This window comes from Stenotrophomonas sp. STEN035 (assembly GCF_056759935.1).
This window is the reverse complement of the sequence record NZ_JBRRDY010000022.1, coordinates 69,266-84,250: the sequence shown is the minus strand read 5'-3', so window position 1 is coordinate 84,250 and position 14,985 is coordinate 69,266. Positions and strand designations below refer to the sequence as shown.

Sequence of the window (14,985 nt, the reverse complement as noted above, 5' to 3'; positions counted from 1 at the left end):
CCCCCGGCGGCCCCCGCGCCCCGCCCCCACCCCCCACCCCCCCCCCCGCCCCGCCCCCCCCGCCCCCCCCACTACAGGTCATGGTCCCTGAACACCTCCCCGCCAGCGTGACGCTGCGTCGCACTTGCCCCCTGACATCGGCGGGCAAATAAGGGTAAAATGTCGCGCTTCCCCACATCTACCGGGCACGCCGATGCTGCGCATCCAGGCTGAAGCACTAACGTACGATGACGTTTCTCTCGTCCCCGCTCACTCCATCGTTCTGCCTAAGGACGTTGACCTCGGCACGCGGCTGACGCGCGACCTGCGGTTGAAGTTGCCGATTGTCTCGGCCGCCATGGATACCGTCACTGAAGCTCGCTTGGCCATCGCCATGGCCCAGATCGGTGGCATCGGCATCCTGCACAAGAACCTGACCGTCGAGCAGCAAGCTGCCGAAGTGGCCAAGGTCAAGAAGTTCGAATCAGGCGTCATCCGTGACCCGATCACCGTCGGTCCGGAAACCACGATCCGCGACGTGCTGGCCCTGACCCAGGCGCACAACATCTCCGGCGTGCCGGTGGTGGGCAACGACGGCCAGCTGGCCGGCATCGTCACCCACCGTGACATGCGCTTCGAAACCGAGCTGGACGATCCGGTCCGCCACATCATGACCAAGAAGGATCGTCTGATCACGGTCAAGGAAGGCGCGGCCTCGGACGAAGTCCTGTCGCTGCTGCACAAAAACCGCATCGAGAAGGTCCTGGTGGTCAACGACGCGTTCGAACTGCGCGGCCTGATCACGGTCAAGGACATCCAGAAGAAGAGCGACAACCCCAACGCTGCCAAGGACGCCGCAACGCGCCTGCTGGTTGGCGCTGCAGTTGGCGTTGGTGGTGACACCGATCGCCGCGTCGAAGCGCTGGTTGCTGCCGGCGTGGACGTGCTGGTGGTGGACACTGCGCACGGCCATTCGCAGGGCGTGCTGGATCGCGTGCGCTGGGTGAAGAAGAACTTCCCGAACGTGCAGGTCATCGGCGGCAACATCTGCACCGGCGACGCCGCACTGGCATTGCTGGATTGCGGCGCCGATGCAGTCAAGGTCGGTATCGGCCCGGGCTCGATCTGCACCACGCGCGTTGTCGCTGGTGTCGGCGTGCCGCAGATCACCGCGATCGACCTGGTTGCCGAAGCGCTGCAGGATCGTATCCCGCTGATCGCTGATGGCGGCATCCGTTACTCCGGTGATATCGGCAAGGCGCTGGCCGCTGGTGCTTCGACGGTGATGATCGGCGGTCTGCTCGCCGGTACCGAGGAATCGCCGGGCGAAACCGAGCTGTTCCAGGGCCGCTCCTACAAGAGCTACCGTGGCATGGGTTCGCTGGCTGCGATGGAGAAGGGTTCCAAGGACCGTTACTTCCAGGACGCCGCCACTGCTGACAAGCTGGTGCCGGAAGGCATCGAAGGCCGCGTGCCGTATCGCGGCCCGGTTGGCGGCATCATCCATCAGCTCATTGGTGGCCTGCGCGCGACCATGGGCTATGTGGGCTGCGCCACCATCGAAGAAATGCGCACCAAGCCGAACTTCGTCAAGATCAGCGGTGCCGGCCAACGTGAGAGCCACGTCCACGACGTGCAGATCACCAAAGAGCCGCCGAACTACCGTGCTTGATGCGGTAAGCAGAAGAGGAACGTGGACCTGGTCCCGTTCCTCTTTCTCTATCCGCCATTCGTTTTGCATCGACTCCCGTTTTCATTGATCACTTGCCGGGCTTTATGACCAACATCCATAACGACAAGATCCTCATCCTCGATTTCGGCGCACAGTACACGCAGCTGATCGCGCGCCGCATCCGCGAGTTCGGTGTCTACTGCGAAATCTGGGCATGGGACCACGATCCGGCCGAGATCGCCGCCTTTGGTGCCAAGGGCATCATCCTGTCCGGCGGCCCGGAAACCACCACGCTGCCCGGTGCGCCGGCTGCGCCGCAGGAAGTGTTCGACAGCGGCCTGCCGCTGCTTGGCATCTGCTATGGCCTGCAGACCATGGCCAAGCAGTTGGGCGGCGGCACCGAAGCCGCTGACCAGCGCGAGTTCGGCCATGCGGAAGTGAAGTTGCTCGGCAACGACGCGCTGCTGGGCGGCCTGTCCGACCACAACGGTGAGCCGCGCCTGGACGTGTGGATGAGCCACGGCGACCACGTCACCCACGTGCCGCCGGGCTTCGCCATCACCGCTGTGACCGACCGCATCCCGGTGGCCGCGATGGCCAACGAAGACAAGCGTTGGTACGGCGTGCAGTTCCACCCGGAAGTAACCCACACCAAGCAGGGCTCGGCGCTGCTGAAGCGCTTCGTCACCGATATCTGCGGCTGCGCCACGCTGTGGACCGCGGCCAACATCATCGACGACCAGATCGCCCGCGTGCGTGAGCAGGTTGGCAGCGATGAAGTGATCCTCGGCCTGTCCGGTGGCGTTGATTCCTCGGTGGTCGCAGCGCTGCTGCACAAGGCCATCGGCGAACAGCTGACCTGCGTGTTCGTCGACACCGGCCTGCTGCGCTTCCAGGAAGGCGACCAGGTCATGCAGATGATGGCCGACAACATGGGCGTCAAGGTCGTGCGCGTGAATGCGGCCGACCGTTATTTCAAGGCACTGGAAGGCGTCAGCGACCCGGAAGCAAAGCGCAAGGTCATCGGCAACCTGTTCGTCGAGATCTTCGATGAAGAGTCCAACAAGCTGAGCAATGCCAAGTGGCTGGCGCAGGGCACCATCTATCCGGACGTGATCGAGTCGGCCGGCAGCAAGACCGGCAAGGCACACGTCATCAAGAGCCACCACAACGTGGGCGGCCTGCCGGAAGACATGAAGCTGAAGCTGGTTGAGCCGCTGCGCGAGTTGTTCAAGGACGAAGTGCGTCGCCTCGGCGTCGAACTTGGCCTGCCGCGCGCGATGGTCTATCGTCATCCGTTCCCGGGTCCGGGCCTGGGCGTGCGCATCCTCGGTGAAGTGAAGCGCGAGTACGCCGAATTGTTGGGCAAGGCCGACGCGATCTTCATCGAGGAGCTGCGTGCTGCCGATCTGTACGACAAGACCAGCCAGGCGTTTGCCGTATTCCTGCCGGTCAAGTCGGTAGGCGTGGTTGGCGATGCACGTGCCTATGAGTGGGTGATCGCACTGCGTGCAGTCGAGACCATCGACTTCATGACCGCGCATTGGGCGCACCTGCCGTACGACTTCCTCGGCCGCGTCTCCAACCGCATCATCAATGAACTGCGTGGCGTCTCGCGCGTGGTCTACGACATCTCCGGCAAGCCGCCGGCGACGATCGAGTGGGAGTGATTGGGTATCTGGCACGGCGCGGTAGCAACTGGCGTTAAAAAACCAGTTGCGTGTGTTGCGCACGGTACTGTCCACTGAGTAACGCGGAATCCGATGCCAGATCCCTGGCATCGGATTTTCCTTTTGTAGGAGCGGCGTAAGCCGCGAAGCACGTACATCATCAAGATGGCACGGATGTCCGGAGAGACCGAACAGCGTCAGCTTCGCTCACGCCGCTCCCACAAGCAGAGCAAGGGTAGTGCCGAGCCATGCTCGGCAGATGCCTTGCCGACGCACATCACCGAGCGGCACATTTGTCTGGAGAACTCCGGTGCAGGTTCTCAAGAATTTAGCTTTGCGCCAGATAATTGGTGTCGACACTCAGGGCTAGCCTAGTTCGGCACTCGCCCCTTCACCGCATTGGCACGTGCGCGGCATGTGATACGACCATCAGCATCCACTGGCAGACGGGCACTTACGCTAGCCTTGAGCAACACATGCTCCTCAGCTGCCATAGCCGCAAGCGTCGAACCGACGCTGGGCGCACCGAGCGCTGTGGACCAGAAATCCTCGAAATCGGCGAATGTGCGGGATACGTCGATTTCGCGGGTTTCAATCGCCTCCAGACCCGCCTCGCTCCACAACTGCCGCAATACGTCCATACGCGAAGCTTCAGGACTAGGCGGCGACGGAACCGTATGGCCGAGCCCGCGCATCTCCGTCAGCAATATCTCATAGGGGAATCCGCCACCCGGCATGTCCCAGGCGTATGCGGCGACGCTGCCGCCCGGGCGAACCACGCGTGCCATTTCAGCCACGCCGCGAGCGGGTTCCGGGACAAAGAAAATCACCAGCGGCATCACGGCGACATCGAAGGCAGCGGCGGGGTAGGGCAGGGCCATCGCATCACCTTGCTCAAACACTGCTGCCTGCAGCGCCGGCTGGGCGTGCGCATAGGCGAGCTGTTCGCTGGATGGGTCCACACCGTGCATCGACGCCGGCGCGCAGCGCTTGAAGATCATCTCGGTGAAAGCGCCGTTGCCACATCCGACGTCAAGCCATTGCCGCTGTGGCGCTGGGGCTAGCCAATTGAGAAATATCTCGCCGGCAAGCTGACTCCATAAACCCATGTAGCGCTCATACGCAGCACCATCGGGAAAGCGGATTTCGTTGGTCGTCATATCAGGCCTCAAAGAACATCATCAGCGTAGCCGAAAGATACAGCCCCAGTCCGAACACGGTATGTGTGGCCAGGCTGCGCAGGCAGTTCTGCAGTGGCGTTGGCGTCTTCGATGCCATGAACCCTGCACCCATCGCGGGCTGCATCACCAACAACGGTGCCACTACGGTAGCTGCGCCTACGGCCAAGGCGGGTAGCAAGGTGGGGCGATGCAGCCAGGACGGGCCTTGAATCGCCAGCAGTAGGGCTGCGAAAACGATGCCAACGGCGTAGTGGATGCCCCAGCCAAGCAGTTGCTCGCCGGGTATTGCCGCGGCATGCCTGATGCTGGCGTGGGCGAAGGTGCCCTCACGCAGGTGACCGGCCCAGCGCCCGAGCAGTGTGTAGTCGAGTGTGGCCACGCCCAGTCGTTTGAGGATCTGGGTCCAGGCATCCATCACGATGGTCGCTCCGATTCCAACCACTACCATCCGCAGTACATCCATCCACGTCATATCGGTTCCTCTGTAATGACCCATCTGTTCTCCGAGACATGCTAAAAGTTGAAGTCAACTTCAAGTCAATGGTCTGCGATGGACATCGCCGAAGTCGCCAGGCGGACGGGGCTGCCGTCCTCCACGCTGCGGTTCTACGAAAACAAAGGCCTGATCGTGGCAAGTCGCGCTGCGGGTGGGCGGCGGCACTTTGCGGCCGACGTGCTTGACCAACTGGCCTTGATTGCCCTCGGTCAGGCTGGCGGGCTGTCGCTGGATGAGATCCAAGCCATGCTGTCACCGCAGGGAGCCCCGTGGGTTGATCGGACGCTGCTGCTGGCCAAGGCCGACGAGATCGATGCAACCGTAAAGCGCTTGCGGGCGATGAGCCAAGGCCTGCGTCATGCAGCAGCATGCCCTGCGGTGAATCACGCCGAATGCCCGACTTTCCGGCGCTTGCTCAAGGTCGCCGCCGCTGGACGACTGAAGCAGGACGCCGCCAAGCCGAAAGTGACAAGGCGCAGTCCGAGGGCCGGCAGCTGATTGGCTCAGCGCTTGCTCAGTGCGTGTTGCCCTGAAGACGGCGATGCTTCCGGCAATGCGCGCTACTTCTGTGTCCGGTTGGCGCCGTGGTGTTCTTCAACTTCAGCAGTCGGCACGTCTGCCGAAGATCCGCACCAGCAGCTCGCGCTTTCTATCTACGTTGCCGTCCCCGATGCTTCCGGCTCGGCTTCAGCGGAACGTTACATTGACCGTGGCGGTGGCAGAGAACGGCCCCAGCTTTGCGGTGTCGTCGGTCCAGATCAATGAAGCCAGAAAGTCGTAGTTCATCAGAGTGTTGTTGACGGGCCCCAATGGAATGGATTTCTTGAGTTGGATGAAGTGGCCCGGTGTATCTGCCTGCGATATCGCGATGCCGAAGCCGCCGTTGAGCTTCGGCACAATGATGCTTCCGTCCTTGACGATGTTGAGGGTGCTGATCGAGGCGACCAACATCCGGTTGCTGCATTCATTGCCCGCACCGGGATGGGTCATGTCGACCTGGATCTGAAAAGGGGCCTGTGACTGGATCTTGCCTTTGTTGATGTCCGCAACCGGGATTCGGCCAAAGTTCACCGCACTTCCCGAATTCCCGATGATCGTGATGCTCGGATTGCAGGCGATGAAGTGGATCTGTCCGAGCCCGGACACACCTGCGCGGAAGTTCGAATTGGGTATGGTGTTCAGGCCACCTTCGCCGTCGACCTGGAATAGATCGTAGACCCCCCAGTTGTTGATCTGTCCGTTCTGGGGTGGCGGGCTGCCTGTCGCCTTGATGTAGATGGAGAAGGTAACGTTCAACACCATCGAAGTTGCACATCGCTTTGCCCTGGCGTTGTTCCAATACATCTTGCAGTTCGGGCGGTTGGCTGGCGGCACGGTTCCTCTGCCTGCCAGCATTCTGGGGTCGCCCCCGTTGATGTTGTGGTCGACGTGGTTGATGGTCACGCCAACCTCGATCGAGGGATGGATCTGCGCAACAGTTCTGTCCGGGTCCCAGTAGAAGAATGCGTCCTCTCCTTGCGGCGCACCTTGCGCATCCACACAGCGGAAACTCACGGTGTATTCGTCCGATCGCCATAGCAGCCGGCCACGAACTGCGTCACCCTTGGAAATCACGATCTCGTCTAGCAGTGGGATGACCTGGTTGACCGACTGTGTCATGGCTTCCTTGCAAGACAGGGCCCACGCTGCGTTTGGAAGCGCCAGCAGAAGCATCAATACTGAAAATCCATTGAGTAGTGCTTTCTTCATCGTGAGTTTCATTGTGATTAGCCTGGCGGAACGCAGCGCAACGCGATGCGCCGGTAGCCGGGCAAGGTCATGTGGGAAGGGCTTGCCTGAAACTGCTCCAGGCGGATCTCGCAGCGCTGATCAGGTTTCGTGCCCCAGCGGACGGAAAGCCGGTCGCCCAGGTGTACGCCGCTGACGAAGATCTCGCCATTGGGGCCGGCGATACCACGGCTCAGGCCATCGTTGTCGAATACCGTGGCGCCGAGGGGGACGCGGATGTCCTCGACCAGGATGGGGTGGATCATCAGGCTGATGCCACGACGGGTCTCAAAGTTCACCCGCGTCAATGCACCGCGGGTTGGAACTATGTTTCTGGAAGTCCTGCTGGCATCGATGTCAGCGCCCAGGTCATCGGTGCGCAGGGCCACTCTATTATTGCGATAGGCGCTGACACCGCTGACCAGGCCATAGCCGCGCCGGTCCAGCCGGACACCGGACTGATTTTCCAGGCCGAGGCCTGCGCCGTCCTGTGCATGCACCAGCACATTGGTACGGTGCAACGACTGCGCGAAGGTAAGGCCATTACGGTGCAGGACCCAGCCGCCGCGTACCCCCCAGTTGATCTGGGAGTAGCTGTCCGCAAGCGTGCCGCCGATCGTGGCGACGCCCTTGCTCCCCATGTAACGCAGGTTTGCCGAACCGGTCTTGCCGTTATCGGATCTACCGATGTTTACGCCATATCCCAACCGGTCGCCATCCAGCAGGGAGCCATTCATCCCCGACTGGTAGCTTGCGCCGCTATTGCGTGAGTGGCTGTAGGAAGCAGAACTGCTGCTACGTCGCAGTCCCAGGCGATCAAGTGGCAGCGAAAGCGTCAGCCCGAATGAACGGTCGGCGCGGTTGTAGCGTCCTTGGCTGTGCCTGAAGTACGTGCCGAAGCTTACGGCGCCAATGCGGCCATTCAATCCCAGTTGCAGTTCGCGCTCTCGTTCATTGGCACCCCAGTAGTTCTGGTTGTTGTAGCTGGCATTGAGTGAGTAGTCATCGGATATGCGCTGATTTAGCGCGATTTCCAGACGGTTGCGCTTGTTGTGGTAGCGCTGGCTTTGGATCAGATGCTGCCGCGATAGCGTCCACGGCGCTGCGTGATCGGGGTATTCAATCTGCTCGTCGTAGCTGGCTTCGTAATAGCCGTGGCGCCATTGCGCGCGCTCCGCGGAAGCATCGCTGAAGTCGTAGTAGCCAGAGGTGGAGTAGCGATGGCCGACCAGTCGGAACTCGGTGCCATGTGCATTCAGTGACTTGGAGTACAGGAAGCGATAGCTCTGGCCGTTGCTGACCTTGCCCTGGGCAAGGTGGGTGCGGGCGTGGATGACATCGATGGAGGCCGAACCAAACTTGCCCAGGCTCTGGGCCGCACCAACCGCCAAAGCGCTGTAGTTGGTGGACAACAACATGCCGGCATACGGTGTGGTGTCCGATGCCAGTCCGCGTGCTGCGGTAGCCTGCACAAAACGCGGCTGGTAGCGGTCGTAGCCACTGCGCAGTTCGCCGCCGCTGAATTCGTAGTGCACCAGGCCCGGTCGCAGCATGGTTTCGACCGCGGAAAAGGATTGCTTGTAACGTTGCAGCGAACCGTCGGCTTCGACAATGGAGACATCCAGTTCGCCACTCAGACGATTGGGCACGATATCGTCGATCTGGAAGGCACCCGGGGCCACGTTCAATGCATAGATGAGGCTCCCGTCCTGGCGGATTTCCACACGCGCATTGCTGGCGGCGATGCCGCGCACCACGGGGGCATAGCTGCGCTGGCTGTAAGGCAGCATCTCATCGTCGTTGGACATCTGTGCGCCGCGAAAGCGTACGCTGTCAAAGACCCCATGTGCGGTATAGGTATCACCAAGCGTCAACCTGCTGTGTGAGGATCCTAGATCGGTCTCGGCACGGAAGCCCTGTGTTGTCCAGTGCGTTCGGCTGTCATTGTTTGATCGGTTGGCACTGGCGGTATGGCGGAAGCGCCACATGCCTGCATTGAGCGTGCTGTTGATCGATGCAAAAAAGTAGTCATCGCGGCGCTGCTGCTTGTGGTCATTGTGCGCGCCATTGAGTGCGTAGTCGACCAGCAGCGCGTTGATACCCTGGTCGCGCAGCGCCTTTGGAATATGTCCGCGCGGCAGGTTGAGCAGGTGCACCTGGGGCACACGTAGATCCAGACGCTGCTGGTTGCCGTTGTAGCTGACGCGTGCATCAGGAATGGAATGGGCAAGTACAAGGCAGTCAGGTGGGTCGCCTGCATCACTCTCCACATCCTCCAGGCGGATGCCCCACTGCTCGAGGCGGCCGCGCGAAAGGCAGGGTTCGGTCTGACCGGACGGGGACGTCGCAAACACGATTTCTTCGCGAGCCACCTCATTGCCATTGAGATAGATGGCGAATGGATAGGTGCCGGGCAGGATTGCGCCGGGGCGGGATAACGCGGCGACATCCGCTTGGCTGCTGCCGGCGCGCAGAAAATCCATATTGAAGTTTGCTGCAGCAACTGCACTGCCGATGGTGAATGCATTGAGGGCAACCGCCAGTGGTGCCAAGCGAGGGGCAGCACTTCCCCGCCGCGGCGTTACACGGATTCTGCGAAGCATGAAGGAAATCGCGAAGTGGATCGGAGTTTGGCTCAGGACCGGAATGGCACATCGTTGACTTCGCTGATGCCGCCGTAGTCGTTGATGTAGCCAAAGCGCAACGAGCGGGCGTCGCCAAGGTCGAGCTTTGACAGCGGCACGGAGAGCGTCTGGCCGGGCGCGACCATGTCCAGCTCGATATCGTTGCCGATGCCCGCGGTTGCCCGACCTTGCAGATGCGAGAAGGTGATGTGCATCGGGCTGTTGTTGCAGACCTCCAAGCGTTGGCCGTCCGTGCGCCACTGCAATTTGCGCGCGGCTTCATCCAGCGTCTGGTCGAGGCCAAGCGGCCGATAGAACAGCTTGATGCGGGTACGGATGGCAACCTGCAGAACGTTGTCGGCTTCGGCAGTGGGTGGAATCTCCTGCACATTGATCCACAACAGTGACTCCTTGTCGTCTGGAAGCCCGCTGCCAGCGTAGATCGTTCGGACGACCGCCTGTTCGCCTGGCGCCAACTGCATCAGCGGTGGCGTGATGACCATTGGCAGGTCCTTGGGGACTGCGGAGTCGTCTCCTTCGTCCAGCCAGGTCTGGACCATATAAGGAAGACTGCTTTTGTTGGAAAGCGTCATCGCGGCAGACGCGGATTTTGCGTCATAGATGACGCGCGTGGTCTGCACTTGCACCGCTGCCTGGGCAGCATGGGGTGAGGACAGGCAGAGCATCATGGCCAGGGCGATGCACCAGCTCATCGGCGGGCAGTTGGAGGCGTGCATGAAAGTCATCGGGCTTGCTTTGGGGTTCGGTGATGGGCGAGCGCTCACGCGGATAAGCCGCGGGGCTGCCAACGACAACGCGTCGTCAGCCCCGCGGACAGCATCAGCGGTACTCGATGGAGAACGTCGAGTTCGCGTCGGCGATGCCGGCACCGACGTCCTTCTCGAAGGACTTGTAGCGCGCCTTCAAATTGACGGTTGCCTTGCCGGTGGCGGCAACGGTGACCAGCGCCGGGTCCACCAGATCCTGATTGATCGGGAAAACCTTGTCGTTGTTGTCCAGGATCTCAATGCCAATGCCGGTTGCCTTGCTCACCGCAAGCAGTTCCGGATGGCCGGCTGGCGTGGTGCCGTCAAAGCGCAGCGTGTAGGTGCCTGCTTCGCAGTTTTCCATGTCGATATTGAAGCTCTTGGGCGCGGAAACATCGCCAGCTTCCTTGAATAGGGTGGTCGGGAAGGTGCCGATGGTGACGGTCTGGTCGACGCTGGCCGTGGTTACGTCGCAGGTGGATTGGACGATCTCGCCCTTGAAGGTGATTGAACCTGATGCTGCTTGTGCTGCAGGTGCCATCAGGCAGGACAGTGCAAGCGCCAATGCGGCGGTTTTGGCGAGTTTGGTGTTGATAAAGGTCATTTGGGTTTCCTGTTAGTTGTGTGGGATGTCAACACTGTTTGTGCGTTTGCACCGTTGTGTTGTTTGACCGCGGCGATGCCTGCAGCGCAGTTGACGGTTGTGCAAATGGAGGTGTAACGAGGATTGCGATGCGGTGCTGGCGGTACTCGTAGGTCGGCGATGCAGACGCGGTGGTTGGGTCATGCGGTGTTCTGCACGAGCGGTTGGGAGGAACTCACTCCAGGTGGTGCGAGCAAGCGCGGTGGTGAAACAACTGTGTGGTGAAGCAAAGGCCGGTGCCGGTGGCCAGCTCGCTGTTGCCGGATCGGCGCAACGCACTACCTGCGCTATCGCGCTGGTTGGCGATGAAATGGCAGGTTTGTTCAGCCAGAACGACAGCAGGTTGAGTAGCGGTTGCGCGGCGCTGATCGTCAACTCATGATGGAGTTGGATTTGCGTGGTGCATGCTGTTCAGCGCAAATGCTCGGCAATTCGAATGTTGGCCTTGTGCGCTTGCGGAGCGTCTGGCCGAAGCAAGGAGGAGCTATGCCTGGCTTGGAGCTGCCAGCGAGGGTGACAGTGGATACTCCGGCCGTGCATTGAATGTTTGTGATTGATGGTGCTGATATGCCTTGAAGCTTCGAATCGAGCCGGAAATGTTATGTTGCTGGGCTGATCCAGGCTGTAGGTATTCCCCAGAGTGTGGGCGGCGATAAGTGATGATGCAGCGGGGAATTTGCGCTGATCTCTTTCTGAGTCGCCCTTGGAATACTTTTGAATGCCAGTGTTGATGGCGGGTACAGCAAAGCATCCACATTCAGGTGCGTGGGAAATCGTGAAGCAGACTTGAGTGCAGTGTCGCCCTGGTTGGAGATGAATAGGCACTGCAGGGTGCGGATACTGGAATGGAGGTATGGCTCGGAAGCGAGCCAATCCGCTATGTTGTGGTTGAGCGATGCGTTGCGCGCTACCTGTGCGATTGCAAGCTCTCCTCTCCCTGCTCGGGTTGCGTTGCGCTGGATTGTGATCTCTGTCAGCAGAAGCGCGCTTGCGTATCTGTGTGCCAGCGGATGTTGGACGCCATTGCGATGTGTCACTTCGATGTAATCGTTTTCCTTCGGCACGACGTGCACACCGTTTTCACTTCAGCGATGCCCGCTGTACTGCATGATGTTGCTGCGTGATGGGTGGAGGCAATGCATCAGGGGGAAGTGCAATGCTTTGGGACGAGGCTGTTGGGCCGTCACCAGGGAGGGCGCGATTGGCGGATCTATATGTGCAGTTGCAGGCTGTGTTGGACGCACTGCCGCAGATGGCTGCGATGGTTCACGATGGCGTGCCTGTGCAGGCCAATCTGCGCTGGCGTGAGTTCTTCGGCAATGATGCAGCGCTTGGCAGTTCACGTGATTGGCTTGAGCGTGTGCATGCCGATGAGCGTGCGCTGGCGATAGCGGGCTGGCGTGAGTTTCTGCTGCATGGGCATGCGCCTGCATTTGAATGCCGTCTGCAGGACGAAGCCGGCATCGAACATTGGTTCGAGGTGCGGCTGGGAAGCCCCGCTGCGGAGGTTCCGTTGCAGGCAGTGACGATGACGGATATCAGCGCCAGGCGTCGCCTGCGTCATTCTCTGGAACAGAGCCTGGATCTGCAGGACCGGATGCTGGATGCCAGCATGGACTGCATCCAGGTGATAAACACCGATGGCTCGGTGCGGCATATGAATCGATCGGGCTGCGTGGCGTTCGGGCTGCCGCAGGACGAGCGCAGGTTCGGAATGCAATGGACAGATCTATTACCTGCTGCTTTTCGCAACAAAGGACGGCGCGCGTTGGCTCAGGCCGCAAGCGGGCGAGCGGCGCGCTTTGCCGGCCAGACCGGCAGCGAAGGCGCGCCTACGCAGTTCTGGGACAACGTCCTCACCCCGATGTTTGACGGGCAAGGGCAGGTGAACGGCATCCTGTGCGTCTCGCGTGATGTCAGCCGGCAGCAGCATGCAGAACGGCGGCTGCGTATCGCCTGCGAGATCGATGAGTTGACCGGCTTGCCAAATCGGCGCTCGTTCAATCGCAGGCTGCGGCTCAGCTTGCAGCGTCAGCGCGAGTGCAATGGCACCCTGGGATTGATGATCATCGATCTGGACCATTTCAAGCACGTCAACGACACGCTGGGGCATTCGGCTGGCGATCATCTGCTGCGAGTGCTGGCCAAGCGGGTTGCCGCGCATGTTTCCGACACGACCCTGGTCACGCGCCTGGGTGGCGATGAGTTCGCGGTGGTGCTGGAGGACATTGCCGGTGAGGTCGAGTTGCTGCAGGTTGCCGAAGGCATCAGTTTGCTGGCGGAAAGCTCGGTGACCTATGCAGGGCAGGTGATCAACACCGGGATGAGTATTGGCTGCGCCATGTATCCACGCGATGCCTGTGATCCGGCGGAGCTGTTGAAAGCAGCCGATACCGCATTGAATGATCTCAAGGCCAATGGACGTGGGGGAGTGCGTTTGTACAGCCGTCGGTTGATGGCCATTGCCGAGCTGGCGGCGAACCAGCGACTGATGGCACGACAATTGGTGCGCGATGGTGGCGTGGTACCGCACTACCAGCCGAAGGTGAATCTGCAGGACGGCCGCGTGGTGGGATACGAGGCGTTGCTGCGTTGGCCTTGCGCCGAAGACAAGCGCATGGGCGACGATTGCCAACTGGACGAGGCATTTCGCGACTACGATCTGGCATCGCGCTTGGCGGAGTCCATGCATCTGCAGGTATTGGCTGATATCTGTGCCTGGCAGGCGCAGGGTCTGGAGGTGCCACCTATCGCGATCAATGCCGCACCGGTGGAGTTTCTGCGTGATGACTTTGCCGAAATCCTGCTGGAGAAGTTGCAGCGCTTCGATGTTGACCCGGTGTTGATCGAGTTGGAGGTCACCGAGCAGGTGCTGACCGACCGCGGCTCCGCATTTGTCGCCCGTGCTTTGGGCTTGTTGAAGGACGCAGGCATGCGCATCGCACTGGACGATTTTGGTACCGGGCATTCCTCATTGGCACACCTGCGCGATTACCCGATTGATGTGCTCAAGATCGATCGCAGCTTCGTCGCGCGCATGGTGGATGAGCCATCGATCCGCGCGATAGTCGAAGCGGTCGGCAAGCTTGGGCCGAGCCTGCGCCTTGATCTGGTGGCCGAGGGGGTGGAGAACGCCAGCCAACGGCAGATCCTGATCGAGGCTGGTTACCGGATTGGCCAGGGCTTCCTGTACGACCGCGCGGTCGACGCTGCGCAGGTGGCGCAGCGCTTGCAGGGGCCGCGGAAGATGTCGACGGCTTGAGGCTCAATCGGCTTGGTTGTGTTGCGCTTCCACCAGCCGCAGCCAGGCCTGCGCCGCAGCGGACAGATAGCCGCCACGACGCCAGGCCAGGACCATTTTCCAGTCCAGTTCCGGCTCATCCAGCGGCACGAGCACGACATCCGCACGTGGGCGTGCGTTGGCGATCATGCGCGGCAGCAGGGCCACGCCCAAACCGGCTGCGACCAGTGCGACGATGAAGTCCGGTTGGCCGCTGCGGGTGACCTCGCGCGGGCTGAAGCCGCGAGCCTGGCAGGCCTGGATGATGTGGCGATTCAGCAGGAAGCCCTTCTCGAACAGCACAAAGGGGACGTCGGCCAAGTCCTGCAGCTGCAGGCTGGCCGAACCTGCCAATGAATGCTGGCGGGGTAGCAGCGCTACCAGCGGCTCGGTGCGCACCGGTTGCCAGTCCAGATCATCGGCGACCGGCAGCAGACTGGCAGCCAGTTCGATTTCACCGGCACGCAGGCTCTCCTCAAGTGCCTCGCTGCCGCGTTCGAGCACGCGCAAGTCGATCTGCGGGTAGAGCTGGCGGAAGCGAGCAAACACTGGTGCGAACAGGATGTCGCTGCCGAGCGAAGCCAGGCCAAGGTGCAGCTCGCCACGTTGCAGATCGCGCAGCTCTTCCAGTTCGCGCAGCATGTCTTCGCGCTCACCGAGCAGGGCCAGGGCGCGTCGATAGACGATCTGCCCAGCCGGGGTCAGCCGTACCCCATTGCGGGAGCGTTGCAGCAGCACCTCACCCAGTTCATCCTCCAACTGGCGTACCGCCTTGCTGATGGTTGGCTGGGTCGCGAACACAGCCTCGGCGGCCGCAGAGAAGCCGTCATGGCGGACCACTTCCACCAACATGCGTAGCTGTCTGATATCCATTCTTGAATGGAATCCTGTGGATTCAATCAATTC

At 61.1% G+C, this 14,985-nt stretch carries 12 protein-coding genes; 5 read left to right on the top strand and 7 right to left on the bottom strand.

The features are described 5' to 3' along the window. The first annotated feature begins 193 nt into the window (after window positions 1–193). Window positions 194–1,651 carry an IMP dehydrogenase gene (gene guaB / locus ACVOLL_RS13190; protein WP_481513301.1) on the top strand — a complete coding sequence of 486 codons (1,458 nt, stop codon included), beginning with the start codon at window positions 194–196 and terminating at the stop codon, window positions 1,649–1,651. A 104-nt stretch (window positions 1,652–1,755) separates the two neighbouring features. Beyond that, entirely contained in the window at window positions 1,756–3,321 is a 1,566-nt protein-coding gene (gene guaA / locus ACVOLL_RS13185) for a glutamine-hydrolyzing GMP synthase (RefSeq protein WP_481513300.1), read from the top strand. Window positions 3,322–3,692: 371 nt separating this feature from the next. Here the strand turns inward: guaA and ACVOLL_RS13180 are convergent, their stop codons facing one another. Further along, complete coding sequence (locus ACVOLL_RS13180; RefSeq protein ID WP_481513299.1) at window positions 3,693–4,481, bottom strand: class I SAM-dependent methyltransferase; 789 nt, start codon at window positions 4,479–4,481, stop codon at window positions 3,693–3,695. Window position 4,482: 1 nt separating this feature from the next. Beyond that, window positions 4,483–4,974: a DUF2938 domain-containing protein gene (locus ACVOLL_RS13175; protein WP_481513298.1), complete on the bottom strand. Its 492-nt coding sequence runs from the start codon at window positions 4,972–4,974 to the stop codon at window positions 4,483–4,485. 78 nt (window positions 4,975–5,052) lie between these two features. Here ACVOLL_RS13175 and ACVOLL_RS13170 point away from each other — a divergent pair, with 78 nt between their 5' ends. Next, window positions 5,053–5,496: a helix-turn-helix domain-containing protein gene (locus ACVOLL_RS13170; RefSeq protein ID WP_481513297.1), complete on the top strand. Its 444-nt coding sequence runs from the start codon at window positions 5,053–5,055 to the stop codon at window positions 5,494–5,496. 189 nt (window positions 5,497–5,685) lie between these two features. Here the strand turns inward: ACVOLL_RS13170 and ACVOLL_RS13165 are convergent, their stop codons facing one another. From ACVOLL_RS13165 to ACVOLL_RS13150, 4 genes are all read right to left on the bottom strand, one after another. After that, complete coding sequence (locus ACVOLL_RS13165) at window positions 5,686–6,747, bottom strand: fimbrial protein (RefSeq protein ID WP_481513296.1); 1,062 nt, start codon at window positions 6,745–6,747, stop codon at window positions 5,686–5,688. Window positions 6,748–6,764: 17 nt separating this feature from the next. Continuing rightward, complete coding sequence (locus tag ACVOLL_RS13160; RefSeq protein ID WP_481513295.1) at window positions 6,765–9,317, bottom strand: fimbria/pilus outer membrane usher protein; 2,553 nt, start codon at window positions 9,315–9,317, stop codon at window positions 6,765–6,767. An 83-nt stretch (window positions 9,318–9,400) separates the two neighbouring features. Next, on the bottom strand, window positions 9,401–10,135 hold the full coding sequence (locus ACVOLL_RS13155; protein WP_481513294.1) for a fimbrial biogenesis chaperone: 735 nt from the start codon (window positions 10,133–10,135) through the stop codon (window positions 9,401–9,403). 94 nt (window positions 10,136–10,229) lie between these two features. Continuing rightward, window positions 10,230–10,760, bottom strand: coding sequence for a fimbrial protein (locus tag ACVOLL_RS13150; RefSeq protein WP_481513293.1), 531 nt, complete (start codon window positions 10,758–10,760; stop codon window positions 10,230–10,232). Window positions 10,761–11,004: 244 nt separating this feature from the next. Here ACVOLL_RS13150 and ACVOLL_RS13145 point away from each other — a divergent pair, with 244 nt between their 5' ends. Together ACVOLL_RS13145 and ACVOLL_RS13140 are read left to right on the top strand one after the other, a co-directional pair. After that, entirely contained in the window at window positions 11,005–11,181 is a 177-nt protein-coding gene (locus tag ACVOLL_RS13145) for a hypothetical protein (RefSeq protein WP_481513292.1), read from the top strand. An 819-nt stretch (window positions 11,182–12,000) separates the two neighbouring features. Beyond that, entirely contained in the window at window positions 12,001–14,061 is a 2,061-nt protein-coding gene (locus ACVOLL_RS13140; RefSeq protein WP_481513291.1) for a putative bifunctional diguanylate cyclase/phosphodiesterase, read from the top strand. A 3-nt stretch (window positions 14,062–14,064) separates the two neighbouring features. On the opposite strand, the gene ACVOLL_RS13135 is transcribed toward ACVOLL_RS13140, so the two are convergent. Further along, window positions 14,065–14,952 carry a LysR family transcriptional regulator gene (locus tag ACVOLL_RS13135; RefSeq protein ID WP_481513290.1) on the bottom strand — a complete coding sequence of 296 codons (888 nt, stop codon included), beginning with the start codon at window positions 14,950–14,952 and terminating at the stop codon, window positions 14,065–14,067. Between the last annotated feature and the right edge of the window lie 33 nt (window positions 14,953–14,985).

Bases quoted from the DNA above. Each gene is read 5' to 3' on its own strand.
- ACVOLL_RS13155 (WP_481513294.1), bottom strand. From the start codon at position 10,135: ATGACTTTCATGCACGCCTCCAACTGCCCGCCGATGAGCTGGTGCATC.
- ACVOLL_RS13150 (WP_481513293.1), bottom strand. From the start codon at position 10,760: ATGACCTTTATCAACACCAAACTCGCCAAAACCGCCGCATTGGCGCTT.
- guaA (WP_481513300.1), top strand. From the start codon at position 1,756: ATGACCAACATCCATAACGACAAGATCCTCATCCTCGATTTCGGCGCA.
- ACVOLL_RS13180 (WP_481513299.1), bottom strand. From the start codon at position 4,481: ATGACGACCAACGAAATCCGCTTTCCCGATGGTGCTGCGTATGAGCGC.
- ACVOLL_RS13165 (WP_481513296.1), bottom strand. From the start codon at position 6,747: ATGAAGAAAGCACTACTCAATGGATTTTCAGTATTGATGCTTCTGCTG.
- ACVOLL_RS13175 (WP_481513298.1), bottom strand. From the start codon at position 4,974: ATGACGTGGATGGATGTACTGCGGATGGTAGTGGTTGGAATCGGAGCG.
- guaB (WP_481513301.1), top strand. From the start codon at position 194: ATGCTGCGCATCCAGGCTGAAGCACTAACGTACGATGACGTTTCTCTC.
- ACVOLL_RS13135 (WP_481513290.1), bottom strand. From the start codon at position 14,952: ATGGATATCAGACAGCTACGCATGTTGGTGGAAGTGGTCCGCCATGAC.
- ACVOLL_RS13170 (WP_481513297.1), top strand. From the start codon at position 5,053: ATGGACATCGCCGAAGTCGCCAGGCGGACGGGGCTGCCGTCCTCCACG.